The organism is Neobacillus bataviensis (genome assembly GCF_019969725.1).
Window position 1 is genome coordinate 34,110 of sequence record NZ_JAHXYW010000013.1, and the last position, 19,335, is coordinate 53,444.

A 19,335-nucleotide genomic window follows, 5' to 3' on the forward strand; every position below is an offset into this window, starting at 1 on the left:
GCTTGGTGGTTTTTTAGATGGCTTGAAATTTCCCAAGAAAGCTTTGGATATAGTCAAAAATCTCGTTTGGACGTTCTTCCGGGATTGCATGACCAGTTTCTTTTAATACTATCAGTTCAGAATTTGCTAAATCTTTGTTTAGTTTTTCACCAACTTTAAGCGGCATAGACTTATCATGGTCACCCCAGATCAGTAGGCAGGGAGTTTTGATTTCCTTTAGGATTTTCGGTGGAAGATCCCCTTCACGGTCCCTTATCATTCTTGTCAAAGCAACAAAGATTTCATCCTGTAAAAAGGGCTGTAAGTAGCCGTTAATCATTTCTTCATTAATGATTGAGTGATTATAAAGTGCTTCTTGGAGATTCTTCTTTACTCCTGTTCTCGCGAACCAATACTTCACAAATAGGTGAAAGTAAGGAATGTAGCTGGTTAAGACCAGAGGCAATTTTGATCGCTTGAGATAGGCCGAACTGCACAGCAAAATGGCTTTATCTGCAAGCTCGGGTACCATGTGAAGAATATTCAAGACAATTTGCCCGCCCATTGAATGCCCAATAAAGGTTATGTTTTTTAATCCAAAAGACTCTGTAAGTTTAATGACCGTTTGAGCTAAATTCTTGTAAGAATAGACATATCGATTACATTTTGCGCTTTTCCCAAAAGGGGGAAGGTCTACTGATAACACTTGATACTCCTGTTTGAGTAAGGAAATTAAATGGCGAAAAGTAAAGGTGGAGGAAAGAAAACCATGTAGTAAAACGAACGTTTTGTCCGATGACTGATTAGGATAAAATTCATAATAAATATTAATGTTATTTACTGGATGATAACCGGTTAAGACATCCTGCTTCATCAATTTCTTCCTCCCATTCTAAATAAATAGTTGAAATTAATTTTCCCCAATCTTTCAACCTTACACTAATAAAATTTTTGGCAACCTTAATTAAGATTTTCAACTTTTTTGGTTTTTTTGAAATAAAATGTTTGAATTTTTAGAAAACTACTAGTATAATAAAAAAAAGCTCAAGGAGTTGATTTCCATGGAAAAGAAATTACTAAATTCACCACAACATTCGGATGAAAATACTGATGCTGTAGTTGCAGAGATGTTTTTAAACAATGCCATTAAAGAATTTAAGAGAGAAAAACTCCGCAAGGAAATCGACCAAACATTACAAGACGGAAACAAAGATTTATTCCTAAAGTTGACGGAAGAGCTAAAGAAAATTTCCTAATTCATTGACTAACGATATTTAATACAAAAAATGAAGCCCTATCCATTATGTGGATATGGGCTTCATTCTGTTTGCAAGTATTATTAAATTAATTTCGCTGCTTCATCAATGAATAATTTTGAAATCATTGAAAGGGTTCTATTTTGATTATAGACAAGATAGAAATACCTTTCTTCCGTGAAATCATCAAGTTCATAAATTTTAATGGAATTATGCTTTGCATATTCCCTGGCTGCGACTTCTGAAATAATCGATATCCCTATGTCCTGCACCACAAATTGGATAATACTCTGGACACTGTCCGTATAAGCTATTATATTCATGTCTTCCTTTTGAATTTTATTCCTCTTTAAAACTCTTTCTATCGCTGCATTGGTCCCTGAAGCAGAATTCCTCATAATAAAGGGATACTTAGTGATGGTCTTTATGGTCATCTTTTCCATCATTGGCACTTGATTTGAAGTTACAAGGACTAATTTTTCTTTTAATAAGGGAATAAAATGGAGCTTATCATTTTCATATTTTTCACCTAATATCCCAATATCGACAGAACCATTTAGCACCTGTTCAGCAACAAATTTGGATGAGGATTGATTAATATGAAATGTTGCATTAGGAAATTTCTCTCTAAATCGCTTCACCATCTTAGGTACAAGATATTGCCCTGGGACAGAACTGGCTGACATGCGGATCATTCCTCGTAACTCTGTCATTCCTTGATTTAAGTCCAGCAAAGCTTGCTCTTTTAAGAATAAAATTTTTAATGCCCACTGGTACAAACGTTCGCCATGGGGAGTAAGGACAATCTCCCTTCCGACGCGGTCAAAAAGATTAACATTCAGCGTTTTTTCTAATGAATGAATATGAGAGCTTACGGTTGATTGGCTTAAAAAAATATCCTCAGCTGCTTTTGAGAAGCTTTTATGCTCCACAACCTTAGTAAAAACATATAACTGATGCAAATCCATGCCTATACGCCACCTATATAAAAAGTCGATTGGTTTCTATAGATTTAATAGATAAGTTGAATATATACTATTATATCATTACTTAAAAAATCATAAAGCTAAAAAAGAAGCCCTATCCGTTTGGATGGGACTTCTTTATCTTTACATGAAATTAGTTATCATCATCCTCGCTATGTCTGTTCTGATGTTCACCATCATCGGATTTTTGGTCATCATTGCCGCTGTGTCGATTTTGATGTGTGCCATCGTCATTTTTGTTATCGTCATCGCCGCTGTGTCTGTTTTGGTGCGTCCCATCGTCAGTTTTTAGGTCATCATCGCCGCTGTGTCGATTTTGATGTGCGCCGTCAACGGTTTTGTTATCGTCTTCGCCGCTATGTCTGTTTTGATGTGCTCCATCATTTGTTTTATTGTCATCATTTACGCTATTATTGGTAGACTGTGAGCCATTACGATCATCGGACTTTACCTTAATATATGACTTTCCATGCTCTGTTTCGATTTCTACCTTTTGCCCATTCACCCTTGTATTGACATTACTCTTACTGTCATCCAGATGATTTGAATCATCAGCTCGAGTGTCGTTTTTTGATGCATTTGCAAATGCCGCGCCGCCCAAAATTAATAACCCAGATATCGCCCCAACAATAATCTTCTTTTTCATTGAAATTCCTCCTTCATATTTGTTTTTACATTTATAGAATATCCAGCGAAGATTAGAGAATAGGAAAGAGAAACATTAGAAAGTAATGAGAAAGTTATTGTTTCGCTAGTGGGCGTATCAGTGATCATCATTTTTATCATCTTTTTTCTTATCGTCTATTTTTTGATCATCATCAGCTTCTCTATCTACCTTTTTGTCATCATCCTCTTTTTTACGGTCATCCCATGTTACTGAAAGCACCTTGCCGGTTATGGCATGTACCTGCACAATAGCCTCCTGACCGGATGGTGATTTTATTTTTATCAGGTAATAGGTAACACTTTCTTTTGTTTCAAGCCAAATATGGTCCACAATTCCCTTCACTTGTTTAGTGGCAATCTGCCCGGCCTCTGCCTCAGTTAAACTCTTTGGCGGTTCATGAATATTGATTGATTTGGTTGAAAGGATTGAGCCTGTTACAGCATTTACGGTAATCGTTGTCTGTTTGTTTTCTGTAGTGACAACAGCCTTGTAAATAGGACTTCCATTGCCTTGTAACTTTTCTAAAGACGTAATTTTTCCATTTGCCTCTGATAAAATAATGGCTTTTATTTTTTCTTCCGATAAACCTGTCGAAGTGGGTTCATCAGGGAGTATTGTTTTGTTATCTAATTTCTGTAAAGATAATATTTTACCGCTTGTCGCATCTATCTTGATCTGATAAAGAAGTTCTTGTTTTTCTAATTTCATATGATATTGTTTGCCTGCCAGTTTAATTTGTGTGACCGTTCCCTGGTATCGGTTTTCAACGAGTAATTGTGCTTCCTTTTCTGAAAGAATTTCAGCGTTTGCCTTTGAAGGTCCAAGCTTATTCCAGCCTATAAAAATAATTCCTGCCAAAATAACGCAAACAATCAGCCATTTCCATCCTTTTTTCTTCATTTTTCCACCTCACCACATATGCGTACTCTTATTTTCTTATATGAAAATTAGAAAATGCTGAGAAAATAAGTATTTTATTACTTCTTTAGAAAAAGAGCAGCAGTGGTTCCGACTCCTTCTTTGCTTTCAAGCTGAAGCCTAACATCAATGGCGTCTGCGATTTCCTTTGCTAAAGAGAGTCCAAGGCCAGCTCCCCCTTTTTTTCTATTTCTGGCCTTATCGACTCGGTAGAAGCGATCAAAAACCTTTGTCAGATCTTCAGTACTCATCCCTATACCGCGATCCATTATCTTGATATATACCTCACCATCCATAATTCCTAAAGCAACTTTTATCGTGTCATCACTATATTTTCGAGCATTATCAAGAAAGATAAATAAAAGCTGCTTTAATTTTTTTTCATCAGTAAGTACTGTTAATGGAGGCTCGCTGTCATTTTCATCGGCATAGTGAATGTCAAGGTTGTAAGCATTCCGGAATGTAATTAATGATTGTTTTAAAAAACTTGTTAGATTTATCTCTGTCTTTTGAATGTTCCATTGTTCGTGATGTTTTGCGAGTAATAATAGCTGATCGGTCATGTCTTTCATCCGAATAGCTTCTGAATGAATAGCTTCAATTGATTCGTTAAAAATTTGGGGATCAGCCAAACCTCTTCTCTTTAATAGGCTGGAATAGCTCTCAATAATTGTTAAAGGGGTTTTAAATTCATGGGAAGCATTTGAGACAAACATCTTTTGTTTTTCATAATTGGTTTCAAGCAAGTCAATCATGTGGTTAAAGGTCTTGCCCATTTGATAAAGTTCATCCTTTGATTTTTCCTCGAGTATTAGGCGTTTAAAGCGGCCGCTCTGCCTAATTTCGGTCATCGTCTTAATCATCGTGGTCACTGGCCTGGTGATCAGCTTGCTTAAAATCCTGCTGGAGACAATCACTGGAACCAATGCAAGGAAGGTAACCAAAATGAGAACAAGTCGAAGTATTTTTAAATTATTTGTGGTTGTTTTTATACTTTTTATAATTTGAAGGTTCCCTTCATTACCGTCAGACATTATGATTGGCATCGATTCAAATATATAGGATTGATTTTGAAATTCAATGAATTGACTGATTTCCGTTTTGGAAAATTTCGTATTTCTTTCTTTAAGTTTATTTTCTGTTGAACTTGTCACTGAAATGATTCGTTGGTTACCTTTGGGTACAAATCTGATCATTCCGTCGATAGGAACATAAGAGCGGAGCAAATCCAAATCGGGAACAGTGCCGAGTGACTGCCCGATGGCATCTGCTGTTTTTTTTAATTCCCTATTAGCAGTATCTATCTCACTATCGAGAAGTAATTTACTAAAAGAAATATACACCGAAAAATTCATGACAATTAAGAGGAAGGCAAACAAGACAGCCGTTGACAAATTGATTTTACTACTCAGCTTCATTTGACTTCCTTCAATACATAACCAACCCCGCGGACAGTATGAATTAAAGCTGGCATATTTGGAAGGTCTATTTTCTTCCTTACGTAACGAATATACACATCGACAACATTTGTATCTCCCATAAAGTCATAACCCCATACAGCTTCTAAAATTTGGTCCCTGTTTAATACCTGACGTTTATTAATAAGTAAATAAACGAGCAAATCAAACTCCCTAGGTGTTAAATCAATAGTATCCTGTCCACGTAATACTTCACGCGTTTTTTGATTAACTTTTAAATCAGCGAAAGTTAAGACATCGGTGTCTATTGTATTTTGTTCAACTTCCTTAACTATTTTGACTCTTAGGGCAGCACGAATTCGCGCAAGAACTTCTTCAATTTGAAAAGGCTTAGTTATATAGTCATTTGCACCGTAATCAAGACCTGAGACTTTATCCTCTACAGACCCTTTTGCCGTTAATAACAAAACAGGAGTTTGTTTATCATTAATTCGAATCCGGCGGAGTAGTTCAATTCCACTTAAACCGGGTAGCATGACATCTAATAGAACTAAATCCCATTTTTCAGTCCTATATGTATCAAATGCCTCCAGACCATCCGTCACTTTCGTAACGCTATATCCTTCATACTCAAGTTCAAGCTCAAGCAGCCTGGCGATCTTTTCTTCATCCTCAACAACCAATATTGATTCTTTGGTCATGAAAAGGCTCCCCCCTAAGTCCTAAAATTCGTATAATTCTAATGATTCATTTTATAACCTTTTTTTCCACAGAAGCACTAATTTATCCTTCTTATTTCGGACAATAAAAAAACATTCACCAAATAATTCTTAAGTGGATGTTTAAGTTTATATTTTGTTAAAGTATGATGAATAAAGAGAATTTGATAGGAGTGAATGATTTGCCGCAGCTTCATGTTTATAGTAAAAAAATTCCTTATTCATATTCAAGGTTTTTTCACCAATTTCGTACGCTCGCTCAAAACAGTAAATATCACGTTTTATTAGAAAGCGGACGTGGAGGGCGTTATAGTATTGCAGCCTTTGAACCTGAATCAATAATGAAAGGGAAAAATAATCAGCTAGAAATAATAAATGAAAATGGTACAGAAACAATTGCAGGAAATCCCCTTTATTTATTAAAGGAATGGATGGACAAGTATCACGTCGATAAAATAGAGGGTCTGCCAAGTTTTTTAGGCGGGGCGATCGGATATTTAAGCTATGATTACGCTCGTTATATCGAAAAGCTTCCAGAATTAGCGAAGGATGATTTAGATACACCTGATATTTTCTTTTTTATCGTAAAAGAATGGTTTGTATTTGATCACGAGAATGATACTTTATGGTTATTGTTTTTGGCTGAGAATGATCAGAATATCGAGGAGAAGCTTTCTGTTTGGGAAAGGCACTGGCTTCAGGAACCTTCTGCGGCCCCGCGTTCAGGTGACAGGGAGATTTACAACAATAATTTAGAGGTTTCAATGACGGAGGATGAATTTAAAGGAGCCGTCAAACAGATTCAGCAATATATCGCACAAGGGGATGTTTTCCAGGTCAATCTCGCGGTCCGTCAATCCAAACGGCTGCAAGTAGATGCGATTGATGTTTACCAACAATTAAGGTCTTTAAACCCATCACCATATATGGGGTATTTTCATACACCAGACTTTCAGCTCGTTAGTGGATCGCCAGAACTTTTAGTGAAAAAGAGTGGAACTGAAGTTAGCACTCGGCCGATTGCCGGTACCCGTTCGAGAGGGAAGGACCATGAAGAGGATATCAAACTTGCCAATGAATTAATCGAGAATGACAAGGAACGAGCAGAACATGTAATGCTTGTCGACCTTGAGCGCAATGACCTTGGGAGAGTATGTAAATACGGAACTGTCGAGGTAAATGAATTTATGGTGATTGAAAAATACTCCCATGTAATGCACATCGTGTCAAATGTAAGAGGAGAATTAGCGGATGATAAAACAAGCTTTGATATCATTGACGCTGTATTTCCAGGCGGAACGATAACAGGTGCACCTAAAGTGCGGACAATGGAAATAATAGAAGAGCTTGAGCCTGTTCGAAGGGGTATTTATACCGGTTCTCTTGGCTGGATAGATTTTAGCGGCGATTTAGAATTAAACATTATTATTCGAACGATGCTTGTAAAGGATGGTATGGCACATGTTCAAGCTGGCGCAGGCATCGTGATTGATTCCAATCCAAAGCATGAATATAAAGAATCACTGAAGAAGGCAGCAGCGCTATGGAAAGCAAAAGAAATGGCAGAAGGGTGAGCAGCAATGATTTTTATGATTGATAATTATGATTCTTTTACCTTTAATTTAGTTCAATACCTGGGAGAGCTTGGAGAAGAATTAGTCGTGAAACGAAACGATCAAACCACGATTAATGAAATTGCTGAATTAAAGCCAGGATTTTTAATGGTTTCACCTGGGCCATGCAGTCCAAATGAAGCCGGGATTAGTTTGGAGGCAATTCACACATTTGCAGGACGTACTCCTATTTTCGGTGTTTGTCTTGGGCATCAAGCCATTGCTCAAGCCTTTAATGGGGAAGTTGTTCAAGCAGAACGGCTCATGCATGGTAAAACCTCCGAAATGTATCATGACGGAAAAACCATTTTTCAAGGGCTGCCCAATCCTTTCCCCGCTACGAGATATCACTCCTTAATCGTTAAAAGAGAAACATTGCCTGAATGCTTTGAGATCTCAGCATGGACAAAGGAAGGGGAAATTATGGCTATTCGACATAAAGAGCTTCCGATAGAAGGGGTACAGTTTCACCCGGAATCAATCATGACTACCTGTGGAAAAGAGTTATTGCGCAATTTCGTTCAACATTATCGAAAAGTTTCATTGGTTAATTAATATGTTTATTTATTTAAACGGTCAAATGGTTGAAAAAGAAGCTGCAATGATATCACCCTTCGATCATGGTTTCTTATATGGGCTGGGCCTCTTTGAAACATTTCGTGTCTATGAGGGGCATCCATTTCTTTTAGACGATCATTTAGAGCGGATTAATCATGGATTAAGTATACTTAATATTAACTATCGCTTTTATCGAGAGGAAACAAATAATATCCTGCAGGCCTTACTAGAAAAAAATAATTTTACAAACGCTTATATCCGCTTAAATGTTTCAGCAGGTTCCGGGGATATTGGGCTGCAGACAGAACCTTTCTTGGAGCCGAACCTTATTATTTTTCCAAAAGAGCTGCCACTCGCTGGCGAATTATTCGAAAAAAAGGCCACCCTTTTAAAGCTGAAACGTAACACACCCGAGGGGGAAGCGCGTCTTAAATCCCATCATTTTATGAATAATTTGCTGGCAAAAAGAGAAATTGGGCCATCCCTCGAGCAAGAAGGAATCTTTTTAACTGCGGATGGACATTTAGCTGAGGGGATTGTCTCCAATATTTTTTGGATTAAAGACAAGGAACTCTACACCCCGGCCTTATGCACTGGTATTTTAAATGGCATAACACGTCAATTTGTAATAGAACTAGCGGGGAGGATTGGCCTGTGTGTAAAAGAAGGCCTTTATACTTTAGAACAAGCACTTGATGCCGACGAGATGTTTGTAACCAATTCCATTCAAGAGATAGTCCCAATTTCCTCTTTTGAAGCTCGCCAATTACCTGGGAAGAAGGGCCATTGGGTACAACGATTCCATCAGGACTATCGCAAGTTTTGTCAAAGTCTATGGACAAGGAATGGTTTAAGGAGAGATTAATTTGAGAGAGAAGATTCTTGAAGAAATTAATAGAATCGAAAATCAGTATGATGTGAAAATTTGTTATGCGGTTGAATCAGGGAGTCGGGCATGGGGATTTCCTTCTAAGGACAGTGACTACGATGTCAGGTTTATTTATGTCCATAAAAAAGAATGGTATTTGTCGATTGACCAAAAGCGAGATGTGATTGAGCTTCCAATTAATGAACTTCTTGATATTAATGGCTGGGAAATTCGAAAAGCTTTAAGACTTTTTAAAAAGTCCAACCCGCCGCTTATGGAATGGCTCCATTCTGGAATTGTTTACTATCAAGCTTTTTCATTAGTGGAAAAAATGAGGGCTATTCAAAACCAAGTATTTTTACCGCAATCCGCTCTTCATCATTATTTAAATATGGCAAAGGGAAATTACCGGGATTATCTTCAAGGTGAACACATCAAAATCAAAAAATACTTTTACGTATTAAGGCCCATTTTAGCGTGTAAATGGATTGAAAAATATAATACAGTGCCCCCAAATAAATTTCAGGAACTGGTTAAAGACCTTCTTGAAGAAGGTCAGCTGAAAGACGAAATCAATACATTATTAGTGCGAAAAATAAAAGGTGACGAGCTAAATCTTGAACCAAAAGTTACGGCTATTAATGAATTTATTGAAAAAGAAATCAAACGCATAGAGGTTTATACGAAAACATTATCTGTATCGAAGGAAGACATCACACCACTGCTCGATGAATTATTTAGAGAAATACTCGAAGAGGTTTGGTCATCATCCTATAAGCTTTAACCAAAAGCCCTCACTTATTATGGTGAGGGCTTGAATTGGGTTTGTGTTATATGGCAATCCCTTTTTGAGTGGGATTTCTCTTTTTTTGGATAGATGCTACAAATCCTTTAAAAAACTTTAATGAACGTTGAAAAACAGGACTCTGGATAAAGGTATAAATAAAAGTGGCGATAAATATCGGACCTCCTAAAAGGAATCCGAAAACTAAAACAAGGCTTTCAACAATGATTCGTGCCTGGCTGACCGACAACTTTGATTTATCAGAAATAGAGAGCATAAAGCCATCCCGCGGGCCGGCACCAATCCCAGCCGCTACATACATTCCGCCGCCAATTCCGGTAATGACAATTCCGGAAAGGAGGATGAAATAATCAACCCAAGTATTTGTTGCTTTTGGGAGTATATCCAGCCAAAGGAAAAAGTCCATGATTGGACCAATGCATAAGGCATTTAAGATTGTTCCTATACTAATATATCTTCGATCAACAAACAAAGAAACGATGATCAAAAAGAGTCCACAAATGACTCCCCAAGTGCCAATCGTTAATCCGAAATGCTGATAAAGTGCTACATTAAGAACTTCCCATGGGTGCAGTCCCACATATTTTACTTTTACGGCAATTGCATTTCCTAAGCCAAAAAAAATTAATCCTAGGAAAAATAAAACATATTGAATGAATTTCAACTCAAGCTCCCCCCATGATCTAGTTGACTTTTCCGAAAATTCAAACCTATCCTAATATCTTAAAATAGGAGCCAATAATAATCAATGGGTATTTTGCATGGTGGATTGCATAATAGTAGATTGCTATAATCTGAAATATGTTAAAATAAATAAAATTATTATTCTACGAAAAATTCAAATAGGAAATGATTGTGGGGAATGTGCTATGAAATTTGTTGCATCGGAAAAACTGCAAAAAATGTCATCAAGTATTTTTCAAGAAATTGCGGACCGAAAGCAGGAAGCGATTAAGAATGGGAAGGATGTCATTGATTTAAGTGTTGGCAGTCCAGATTTTGCACCGCCAAAGTTTGTTATGGATACGCTGGTTGAATTCACCCAAGACCCGAGAACCTATGGATATACTTTAAAGGGCATTCCTGAATTTCACGAAGCGGTCACTTATTTTTACAAAGAACGCTATTCAGTTAACCTTGATTCTGAAAGCGAAGTGCTGCAATTAATGGGGTCTCAGGATGGGCTGGCCCATTTAGCATCAGCAATTATAGACCCTGGTGATTATGTATTGGTACCGGATCCTGGCTATCCAATCTATGAAGCAAGCGTCAACATCGCTGGAGGGGTTATATATCCCATGCCATTATTGGCTGAGAATCGCTTTTTACCCAAACTTGAAGATATTCCTTTAGAAGTATTGAAGAAAACAAAAATGATGATTATTAGTTATCCCGGGAATCCGGTAACCGCTCTTGCAGATAAAAGCTTCTTTGAAGAGATCGTTCGCTTTGCCAAGCTTCATAATATTTTAATTGTACATGACTTTGCTTACTCAGAATTGATTTTTGATGAAAACCCGAAAATTAGTTTCATGGCAGTTCCAGGGGCAAAAGAAGTCGGTATTGAATTTAACTCATTATCTAAAACCTTTAACATGGCTGGCTGTCGAATTGGTTATGTGGTTGGAAATAAACAAGTAATTGATATTTTGGCTTCATTTAAATCACATATTGATTATGGGATTTTTTATCCGATTCAAAAAGCCGCGGTCAAGGCCCTAACTTCTGATTTTTCATTTCTTAAAGAACAAGCAGGACAGTATGAGATTCGTCGTGATGCTCTGGTAGAGGGTCTTGAAAAAAGCGGTTGGCAGGTGGCTAAGTCTCCGGCCACGATGTTCGTATGGGCAAAAATCCCAGCAGGATGGAAGTCACGGGAATTTGCATTTGAATTGATTGACCAAGCAGGCGTGGCGGTCATTCCAGGTGATGCTTTTGGAGCACAAGGCGAGGGTTATGTCAGAATTGCCATGGTCCAGCCGCACGAACGGCTATCTGAAGCCGCTGAAAGAATCAACCAGTTCCTTTTGACATACTCAGTAAAATAAAACATATATATTAAGAAAATGACCTTCAACCAATTGAAGGTCTTTTACTTTGAAAACGAAAGAGGGATACAAATGCCAAGCGAACTCCAACATTTAGAAATAGATATCCCTATCGAAGTCATCTGGGATTTCATAAGAGATGCGAATAATTGGGCCCCACTTGTACCAGGTTATATCTTGCATGAAAATATAAATGAACGGCTTATCAGCTGGGAGTTTAAGAGTGACCTCGGTATAGTGAAAAAAAAGGTGACTTTGCTAATTGACATAAAAGAGTGGAATGAACCAAGAAAAGTAAGCTTTGAATTAAGGCGTAAGAACGAAAAGTACATTGGGGAAGGGTATTTTGAAGCAACGGCATTAAATAAGAATAAGACTCGTTTAACAGGCTTTCTAGATATAAATGCCACTGGTCCAATGGGTTCATTAGCAAATTCTCTTTTTAAAAAAGCAATCCAAATTTCAGATGAAGAAGCAGCTGTAGTCATTTCTTCAAAATTAGAGGAATTCAAACAAAGATAACCGATATGCTGCAAACTGACTAAAACAGTTTGCGGCATTTTTTTTTCAAAAATTAAGATAAACTTAAGCATCAAGTGTTACAGTTAGTCCAAATTTCATTTCCAATAGGAAAGCAGATAGGAGGATTAACTATGCTTAAAATGATACAAAAGAAAGGTATTCACGCCATGTTGGCGGTCTCATTGGTTAGTTTGGGGACGGTTTCGTATATACCAACCGCATCAGCCGAAAGTATTGCACAAGTCGAAGCAAATTCACTTTCGATGTTAGAGATAAAAGGGATAGCTCTGGACAAAGATTTTTCTGCAGAGATCTTTGAATATACTGCTACTGTTGCAAATGATGTTAATACGATTACACTCCATGCCGAAAGTGCCGATCCAGCCTCCTCCATTTCCATCAATGGTAAAGCACTTGCAGAGGGCAATGAAGTCGCTTTTAACCTTCAAACCGGTGAAAATACGTTCACATTTACGGTTAATGACGGAGTCCATACAACGAAAACGTATACGCTAACGGTAACAAGAGAACAAAATGATAACAATCTGCTAAAAGATATTAAACTCTCAACAGGAAAATTATCACCAGCTTTTTCGTCCATGATAGCCGATTATAACATCGATGTAACAAACGTGGTTTCAGCAATTACTGTCACAGCTTCTGCGATCGAAAGTACATCTGTCATTAGCGTGAATGGAGCTGCAATGAATGAAGCGGGGATTCAAATAGAACTTCCGGTTGGGAAGACGGATATTCCTATTGTTGTAACTGCGGAAAACGGGGATCAAAGAACCTATACCATTCATGTATCGAAAGCCTCAGCGACGAATTCACAAATGAACGCTTCACCACAAAATAACAGAAGCAGTTCTATTCTACCTTCCTTGCAACAAGTCAGCAGCGGTTCAGGATCCGTTCAAAAAACAACAAAGGCCAAGCTGTCAGCCTTATCTGTTTCCACAGGTACTTGGGACAGTACTTTCTCGTCCAATGAATTTACCTACCATATTACGGTTGCAAGTGATGTAAAAACAATAACAATTGACTCAACAGCTGCCTACAGTAGTTCTTCCATTAAAATTGAAGGAGGTACAAACAAAACAATCCAGCTCGAGGATGATAATCAAACAATTATTTCCGTGGTAGTATCCTATGACAATGATGATCGGAAAACGTATGTCCTTGTATTTGATAAAGAAAAATAAGCTAACGCGAATGCAAAAAAACCTGTATTTTACGGTTTTTTTTTATATTAAAAATTTTTTCTCTATTTTTTGAAAAAAAAGAAAACATTTTTTTAACAATTCTACTAAAGTTATGTTATATTAATAAATAAAAATTTTACCGAATTACAGAAAGGGAAGGTGAAAAGGTATGGCAACTGAATTGAAACTAAATGACAGCAGTCTTCCATTACGTCGCGATGTTAAGTTATTAGGGAAAATACTTGGTGAAATTCTTATTAGCCATGGTGGAACTGATTTATTTGACAAAGTCGAAAAAATACGGCTAATGTGCAAAAATCTTCGTACGGACTTTAGCCAAGACGAATATGCGGCCTTAAAACAAGAAATATCTTCTCTTAGCACTCCAATGCGGAAACAAATCATCCGTGCATTTTCAATGTATTTCCATTTAATCAATGCTGCTGAACAAAATCATCGAATTCGGAGAAGAAGACAATACCAACTTCAAGATGATAATAATGTTCAACCTGATTCAATTGAAAGTGCAATTTTGGCACTTAAAGAAAACGATATTGAAGAAGAGACAATTCAAAATGTTTTACATACATTGTCCCTTGAACTTGTTATCACCGCCCATCCGACAGAGGCAACAAAGCGGTCGATTCTTGAAATTCAACAAAGGATCGCGGATATCTTAAAAAATCTTGACCATCCACTGCTTACAAAAAAAGAAAAAAATAAGCTCGAAGAGAGTTTATTTAATGAAGTGACAATTCTATGGCAGACAGATGAATTACGGCATTATAAACCGACAGTTATGGATGAAGTTCGAAATGGATTGTATTATTTTGATCAAACTCTTTTTGATGTGCTCCCTGAAATTCATCGTGAATTGGAAGCAAGCTTAGAAACAAATTTTCCACAAACCGACTGGCAAGTTCCAAATTTCCTTCGCTTCGGCTCATGGATTGGCGGCGACCGTGATGGAAATCCGAATGTGACCCATGATATAACATGGGAAACATTGCTAAGGCAAAGAAGGCTTGTCCTAAAAAAATATAAAGCTGTTTTAGTGGATTTAATGAAGCGATACAGCCATTCTACTACAAGAGTGGAAGTAAGCAGCGAACTCATAAACTATCTCGAGGAAAAAGAGGACTATTATTTATCCGATGATAAAAAGTGGCCTGTAAAAACGGAAGTATACCGTCGTGCTTTTGCGATCATTATTGAGCGTATAAAGCAAGTTGGTAAATCAGGTATCGGTTATAAAACTGCCGATGAATTATTAACAGATTTATACTTGATTCAAAATAGTCTTAAACATCATCATCCAGCTGCTCATGAATTAAAAACAATTCAGAAGCTGATTCGTCAAGTCCAGTTGTTTGGATTCCATTTAGCTACACTTGATATCCGAAATCACAGCGGTGAACACGAAGCAGCGATTACAGAGATTTTGAAAAAAGTCCGGATCAGTGAAAATTACGCTGAACTTGCAGAAGAAGAAAAGTTGAAAATTCTTCAAAGTATTCTGATCGACCCACGTCCACTTCTTTTATTAAATGAGGATTATTCTAAAGAAACGCAAGAAATGATTAAAGTATTCCAAATGATTAAGAATGCACATGAAGAATTCGGTAAACGATCTATATCTGTATACCTTGTCAGTATGACAAAATCACCTAGCGATTTGTTAGAGGTTCTGGTATTGGCAAAAGAAGCAGGCATCTACAGGCTTCATTCAGATGGGGCATTGGAAAGTCACTTAAATGTTGCTCCACTTTTAGAAACCATTGATGATTTAACCTCCGGGCCTAAAATAATGGAGACACTCTTTGAAATGCCTGTTTACCGTAATCATTTGCAAATCCTAGGGAACCAACAGGAAATTATGCTGGGCTATTCAGATGGCAGCAAAGATGGAGGTACCTTAACTGCGAATTGGAAGCTATATAAAGCGCAAATCGAAATTCATGAAATGGCAAAAAGGTATCAAATTGGTCTTAAATTTTTCCATGGACGCGGAGGTTCTTTAGGACGTGGCGGTGGTCCCTTAAATAAAAGCATTTTATCACAGCCAGCTGAAACCATCGGGGATGGGGTTAAAATTACGGAGCAAGGAGAGGTGTTATCTGCCCGTTATTTACTTGAGGATATCGCTTACCGTAGTTTAGAGCAGGCAACTTCAACTTTGCTGCGGGCAGCAACACATGTTTCGAATGAAGCGGAACAAGGGAACCTGAGGGAACTAATATGGGAAGAAGCAATAGAAGAAATTTCAAGCACTGCTTTGGGCAAATACCAAGAACTCGTTTTTGGTGACTCTGACTTCCTGACTTACTTTAACGAGGCTACGCCATTAAGAGAATTAGGTGATTTAAATATTGGCTCAAGACCGATGAGTCGAAAAAATCGCGGACGATTTGAAGATTTACGGGCAATACCATGGGTTTTTGCCTGGACTCAAAGCCGCCAGCTCCTGCCGGCATGGTATGCTGCAGGAACAGGTTTAGAAAGCTTTGCTTCTAGAAGTAAGCAAAATATGGAGCTTCTAAAGCAAATGTATTTAAAGTGGCCATTCTTTCAATCTACCGTGGATAATCTGCAAATGGCATTAATGAAGGCAGATATAACGACTGCCAAGGAGTATTTAACACTTGTTGAAGATAAAGAGATTGCTGATAGGATTTTCACAAATATATTAGAAGAATATGTAAAAACTAAGGAAATTTTATTGAAAATTACGGGCGATAAAGAATTGTTGGATCACACACCTAACATTAAAGATTCAGTATTTAGAAGAAACCCATATGTTGATCCCTTGAATTTTTTACAGGTAGAGTTAATCAAGGAATTACGTAAACAGGAAGAGCCGAATGATGAACTTTTAACTGAAGTATTACTTACCATAAGTGGAATATCTGCTGGATTGCGTAATACAGGTTGATAAAGTAAACACAAACTCAAGAACATGGGTTTGTGTTTTTTTATTTTACCTTTTATAGATAGTATCGTTCGATGATGATTGTGAACAATTTATGAATTATGAAAAAATGAATGGTTATTCATTCATTTTTGCGCAAAATTCAACAAAATTTGCAGCAGAGACCATGATATATTTTAGCCAGAATAATAGATAATCTGGAGGGATGCTAAATGTCAGTGAAGGAAAGAGTTGTACAAGAAAATCATGATGTCGCTCTTATGATTGACGTCTTAGGAAATAATGGAGCAAAATCTCTGAGTGAATTCCGCTGTTACAATCAAGAAATGGTGGATAAAATCGTAAAAGAAATGTCATTGACCGCACTTGAGCACCATAAGGAGCTAGCGAAGCTTGCAGTAGAAGAAACAAAAAGAGGTGTTTATGAAGATAAAGTCTTTAAAAATATGTTTGCGACGGAATGCATCTATAACAACATTAGGGACATGAAAACCGTAGGTGTGATAAGTGAAAATGAGAATGAAGGAATGGTTGAGATGGCCGAGCCAGTCGGTGTAATCGCAGGTGTCATCCCGATTACAAATCCAACTTCGACCGTTATTTTTAAATCGTTAATTTCACTTAAAACAAGGAATCCAATCATCTTTGCTTTTCCTAAATATGCTCAGAAATGCTGTGTCAGAACTGCAGAATTGCTAAAGGAAGCAGCGATACATGCAGGTGCTCCTGAAAATAGCATCCAGTGGATTGAAGTTCCATCTCATGAAGCCTTTCAAGCCTTAATGAAGCATCCAAAGATATCTCTCATCCTTGCAACGGGAGGACCTAACTTAGTAACGGCAGCCTATAGTTCAGGAAAACCGGCTCTTGGCGTCGGCGCTGGGAATGTGCCTTGTTACATAGAAAAAACAGCCAATATTAAGCGGGCGGTCAACGACCTTATTTTATCCAAAACATTTGATAATGGCATGATTTGTGCCTCTGAGCAAGCACTTATTATCGACCAAGAGATTTATGATGAAGTTAGGCAGGAGTTAATTGAAAACCAGTGTTATTTCTTAAATGAAGAAGAACGTTTAATGGTTGAGCGGATTGCGATTGATCCAAAGACAGCATCGCTTAATCCAATGATTGTCGGGTTGCCCGCAGCCATGATTGCAAAAATGGCAGGTGTAAATATTCCAGTAAATACTAAAATATTAATGGCTGAAATTGAAGGAGTAGGGCCGAACTATCCATTATCCTGTGAAAAATTAAGCCCAATTTTGGCCTGTTACAAGGTTAATAGCTTTGCAGAAGGATTACGAATTGCCGAAGAAACACTCGAATATGGGGGCCTTGGTCATTCAGCGGCAATTCATACATCGGATCAGGATGCTATCGATGCTTTTGCCCTTCGAATGAAAGCAGGACGAATTATTGTTAATACACCTTCAACCCATGGGGCGATTGGTGATATCTATAATACATCTTTACCGTCCTTAACAATTGGATGCGGGACTTATGGAGGGAACTCTGTGTCACAAAACGTAGGAGCAGCTAATTTAATTAACATTAAAAAAGTAGCAAAAAGAAGAACCATGACGCAGTGGTTTAAAGTGCCATCACAGATTTTCTTTGAAAAAAACTCCATTCAAACTCTTGCATCCATTCCAGCCATTTCAAAGGCATTTATTGTGACGAGCGGCAGCCCTCTAAAAAATGGCTATGTAGATAAAGTTCTGTATTATTTAAAAAAGAATCCTAATAAAATCCAATTCGAAACCTTTTATGACATTGAACCGGAGCCAAGTGTTGAAACGGTCATGAGCGGGGCAGACCGGATGAGAAAGTTTGGGCCGGATTGTATCATTGCCCTTGGGGGCGGTTCCGTAATGGATGCAGCAAAAGCAATGTGGCTGTTTTACGAACACCCAGAAACTGACTTTCACAGCTTAACCCAAAAATTTTTTGATCCAAGCAAGCGTGTGGTTAAATTCCCCCTACTCCGTGAAAAGGCAAAATTTATTGCGATACCGACCACTTCTGGAACAGGATCAGAAGTTACTGCCTTCTCAGTCATCACAGATAAGAAAAAAAATAGGAAATACCCGCTCGCTGATATGCAGATGACACCAGATGTTGCGATTGTAGATCCACAATTTGTCATGACAGTCCCAAGCCATGTAACAGCAGATACCGGAATGGATGTTTTGACACATGCAATTGAAGCATATGTTTCGGTGTTAGCGAATGATTATACTGATGGATTGGCTTTAAAAGCGATTCAATTGGTTTTTGAATATTTACCAAGGGCATACAGGGATGGCAGTGATGAGCTTGCCCGTGAAAAGATACATAATGCCTCAACGATTGCGGGAATGGCCTTTGCTAATTCCTTCCTTGGAATTAATCATAGTCTCGCCCATGTGCTTGGTGCTGAATTTAATATTCCGCACGGTCGTGCCAACGCTATAATGCTGCCGCATGTCATTCGTTTTAACGCCATGAAGCCAAAAAAATTTATGACATTCCCGAAATATGAGCATTTCATTGCAGACAAACGCTATGCGGAATTGGCTAAAATGCTTGGCCTTCCTGCCAGCACTACAGAAGAAGGGGTGGAAAGTTTAATAGCAGCCATTATTAAGCTGGCCGAAGAATTAGATATGCCACCTAGCATCAAAGCGGCAGGCGTTGATAAAACAGAGTTTGAAAGCAAAGTAAATGAACTTGCTGAACATGCCTTCCATGACCAAGATACAATTCCAAATCCTAAATTACCGCTTGTTAGTGAACTTGTGAGAATTTATCGTTTAGCTTTTAAAGGATTATAAAATTCAGAAATAATTAATCAGTCCCAGT

Annotated in this window: 17 protein-coding genes; 10 read left to right on the forward strand and 7 right to left on the reverse strand. The window is 37.7% G+C overall.

Translation table 11 applies throughout. The features are described from left to right. Positions 1 to 13: 13 nt before the first annotated feature. Complete coding sequence (locus tag LC455_RS24885; protein ID WP_223595038.1) at positions 14 to 853, reverse strand: alpha/beta fold hydrolase; 840 nt, start codon at positions 851 to 853, stop codon at positions 14 to 16. A 187-nt stretch (positions 854 to 1,040) separates the two neighbouring features. Between LC455_RS24885 and LC455_RS24890 the strand changes: the two genes are divergently transcribed. Further along, positions 1,041 to 1,235 (forward strand): IDEAL domain-containing protein, encoded by a 195-nt coding sequence (locus LC455_RS24890; protein ID WP_223595040.1) that lies wholly within the window; start codon positions 1,041 to 1,043, stop codon positions 1,233 to 1,235. Positions 1,236 to 1,318: 83 nt separating this feature from the next. On the opposite strand, the gene LC455_RS24895 is transcribed toward LC455_RS24890, so the two are convergent. From LC455_RS24895 to LC455_RS24915, 5 genes are all read right to left on the reverse strand, one after another. Beyond that, positions 1,319 to 2,203, reverse strand: a complete 885-nt coding sequence (locus tag LC455_RS24895) for a selenium metabolism-associated LysR family transcriptional regulator (RefSeq protein WP_223595042.1) — start codon at positions 2,201 to 2,203, stop codon at positions 1,319 to 1,321. Positions 2,204 to 2,354: 151 nt separating this feature from the next. Beyond that, positions 2,355 to 2,867, reverse strand: a complete 513-nt coding sequence (locus tag LC455_RS24900) for a hypothetical protein (protein ID WP_223595045.1) — start codon at positions 2,865 to 2,867, stop codon at positions 2,355 to 2,357. Positions 2,868 to 2,984: 117 nt separating this feature from the next. Beyond that, positions 2,985 to 3,788, reverse strand: a complete 804-nt coding sequence (locus LC455_RS24905; protein ID WP_223595047.1) for a PepSY domain-containing protein — start codon at positions 3,786 to 3,788, stop codon at positions 2,985 to 2,987. Positions 3,789 to 3,865: 77 nt separating this feature from the next. Then, the gene (locus LC455_RS24910) at positions 3,866 to 5,224 is read right to left on the reverse strand and encodes a sensor histidine kinase (RefSeq protein WP_223595048.1); all 1,359 of its coding nucleotides are present in this window, start codon (positions 5,222 to 5,224) and stop codon (positions 3,866 to 3,868) included. Beyond that, positions 5,221 to 5,925: a response regulator transcription factor gene (locus tag LC455_RS24915; RefSeq protein WP_223595049.1), complete on the reverse strand. Its 705-nt coding sequence runs from the start codon at positions 5,923 to 5,925 to the stop codon at positions 5,221 to 5,223. Before LC455_RS24915 ends, LC455_RS24910 begins: the two co-directional genes overlap by 4 nt. Before the next feature lie 200 nt (positions 5,926 to 6,125). On the opposite strand from LC455_RS24915, the gene pabB reads away from it, so the two are divergent. From pabB to LC455_RS24935, 4 genes are read left to right on the forward strand one after another with little or no spacing between them, the layout of a single operon-like run. Next, positions 6,126 to 7,517, forward strand: a complete 1,392-nt coding sequence (gene pabB, locus LC455_RS24920) for an aminodeoxychorismate synthase, component I (RefSeq protein WP_223595050.1) — start codon at positions 6,126 to 6,128, stop codon at positions 7,515 to 7,517. Positions 7,518 to 7,523: 6 nt separating this feature from the next. Next, positions 7,524 to 8,111, forward strand: a complete 588-nt coding sequence (gene pabA, locus LC455_RS24925) for an aminodeoxychorismate/anthranilate synthase component II (RefSeq protein ID WP_223595051.1) — start codon at positions 7,524 to 7,526, stop codon at positions 8,109 to 8,111. Between the two features lies 1 nt (position 8,112). Then, positions 8,113 to 8,979, forward strand: coding sequence for an aminodeoxychorismate lyase (pabC, locus tag LC455_RS24930; RefSeq protein WP_223595052.1), 867 nt, complete (start codon positions 8,113 to 8,115; stop codon positions 8,977 to 8,979). 1 nt (position 8,980) lies between these two features. Further along, positions 8,981 to 9,766 (forward strand): nucleotidyltransferase domain-containing protein, encoded by a 786-nt coding sequence (locus LC455_RS24935; RefSeq protein ID WP_223595053.1) that lies wholly within the window; start codon positions 8,981 to 8,983, stop codon positions 9,764 to 9,766. 46 nt (positions 9,767 to 9,812) lie between these two features. Here the strand turns inward: LC455_RS24935 and LC455_RS24940 are convergent, their stop codons facing one another. Then, entirely contained in the window at positions 9,813 to 10,451 is a 639-nt protein-coding gene (locus LC455_RS24940; RefSeq protein WP_223595055.1) for a YczE/YyaS/YitT family protein, read from the reverse strand. A gap of 205 nt (positions 10,452 to 10,656) precedes the next feature. Between LC455_RS24940 and LC455_RS24945 the strand changes: the two genes are divergently transcribed. The 5 genes from LC455_RS24945 (at position 10,657) to adhE (ending at position 19,307) form a co-directional block, all read left to right on the forward strand. After that, positions 10,657 to 11,835, forward strand: coding sequence for an LL-diaminopimelate aminotransferase (locus LC455_RS24945; RefSeq protein ID WP_223595057.1), 1,179 nt, complete (start codon positions 10,657 to 10,659; stop codon positions 11,833 to 11,835). Between the two features lie 72 nt (positions 11,836 to 11,907). Continuing rightward, complete coding sequence (locus LC455_RS24950; protein WP_223595059.1) at positions 11,908 to 12,357, forward strand: CoxG family protein; 450 nt, start codon at positions 11,908 to 11,910, stop codon at positions 12,355 to 12,357. A 131-nt stretch (positions 12,358 to 12,488) separates the two neighbouring features. Next, on the forward strand, positions 12,489 to 13,562 hold the full coding sequence (locus tag LC455_RS24955) for a cadherin-like beta sandwich domain-containing protein (RefSeq protein ID WP_223595060.1): 1,074 nt from the start codon (positions 12,489 to 12,491) through the stop codon (positions 13,560 to 13,562). A gap of 169 nt (positions 13,563 to 13,731) precedes the next feature. Next, on the forward strand, positions 13,732 to 16,494 hold the full coding sequence (gene ppc, locus LC455_RS24960; RefSeq protein ID WP_223595061.1) for a phosphoenolpyruvate carboxylase: 2,763 nt from the start codon (positions 13,732 to 13,734) through the stop codon (positions 16,492 to 16,494). A 209-nt stretch (positions 16,495 to 16,703) separates the two neighbouring features. Further along, positions 16,704 to 19,307, forward strand: coding sequence for a bifunctional acetaldehyde-CoA/alcohol dehydrogenase (gene adhE, locus LC455_RS24965; protein WP_223595062.1), 2,604 nt, complete (start codon positions 16,704 to 16,706; stop codon positions 19,305 to 19,307). Positions 19,308 to 19,335: the final 28 nt, after the last annotated feature.

Excerpts from the sequence above, each read along its gene's own strand:
- LC455_RS24905 (WP_223595047.1), bottom strand. The coding sequence starts at position 3,788 with ATGAAGAAAAAAGGATGGAAATGGCTGATTGTTTGCGTTATTTTGGCA.
- LC455_RS24915 (WP_223595049.1), bottom strand. The coding sequence starts at position 5,925 with ATGACCAAAGAATCAATATTGGTTGTTGAGGATGAAGAAAAGATCGCC.
- LC455_RS24950 (WP_223595059.1), top strand. The coding sequence starts at position 11,908 with ATGCCAAGCGAACTCCAACATTTAGAAATAGATATCCCTATCGAAGTC.
- pabA (WP_223595051.1), top strand. The coding sequence starts at position 7,524 with ATGATTTTTATGATTGATAATTATGATTCTTTTACCTTTAATTTAGTT.
- LC455_RS24890 (WP_223595040.1), top strand. The coding sequence starts at position 1,041 with ATGGAAAAGAAATTACTAAATTCACCACAACATTCGGATGAAAATACT.
- ppc (WP_223595061.1), top strand. The coding sequence starts at position 13,732 with ATGGCAACTGAATTGAAACTAAATGACAGCAGTCTTCCATTACGTCGC.
- LC455_RS24900 (WP_223595045.1), bottom strand. The coding sequence starts at position 2,867 with ATGAAAAAGAAGATTATTGTTGGGGCGATATCTGGGTTATTAATTTTG.
- pabC (WP_223595052.1), top strand. The coding sequence starts at position 8,113 with ATGTTTATTTATTTAAACGGTCAAATGGTTGAAAAAGAAGCTGCAATG.
- LC455_RS24885 (WP_223595038.1), bottom strand. The coding sequence starts at position 853 with ATGAAGCAGGATGTCTTAACCGGTTATCATCCAGTAAATAACATTAAT.
- LC455_RS24910 (WP_223595048.1), bottom strand. The coding sequence starts at position 5,224 with ATGAAGCTGAGTAGTAAAATCAATTTGTCAACGGCTGTCTTGTTTGCC.
- LC455_RS24955 (WP_223595060.1), top strand. The coding sequence starts at position 12,489 with ATGCTTAAAATGATACAAAAGAAAGGTATTCACGCCATGTTGGCGGTC.
- adhE (WP_223595062.1), top strand. The coding sequence starts at position 16,704 with ATGTCAGTGAAGGAAAGAGTTGTACAAGAAAATCATGATGTCGCTCTT.
- LC455_RS24945 (WP_223595057.1), top strand. The coding sequence starts at position 10,657 with ATGAAATTTGTTGCATCGGAAAAACTGCAAAAAATGTCATCAAGTATT.
- LC455_RS24895 (WP_223595042.1), bottom strand. The coding sequence starts at position 2,203 with ATGGATTTGCATCAGTTATATGTTTTTACTAAGGTTGTGGAGCATAAA.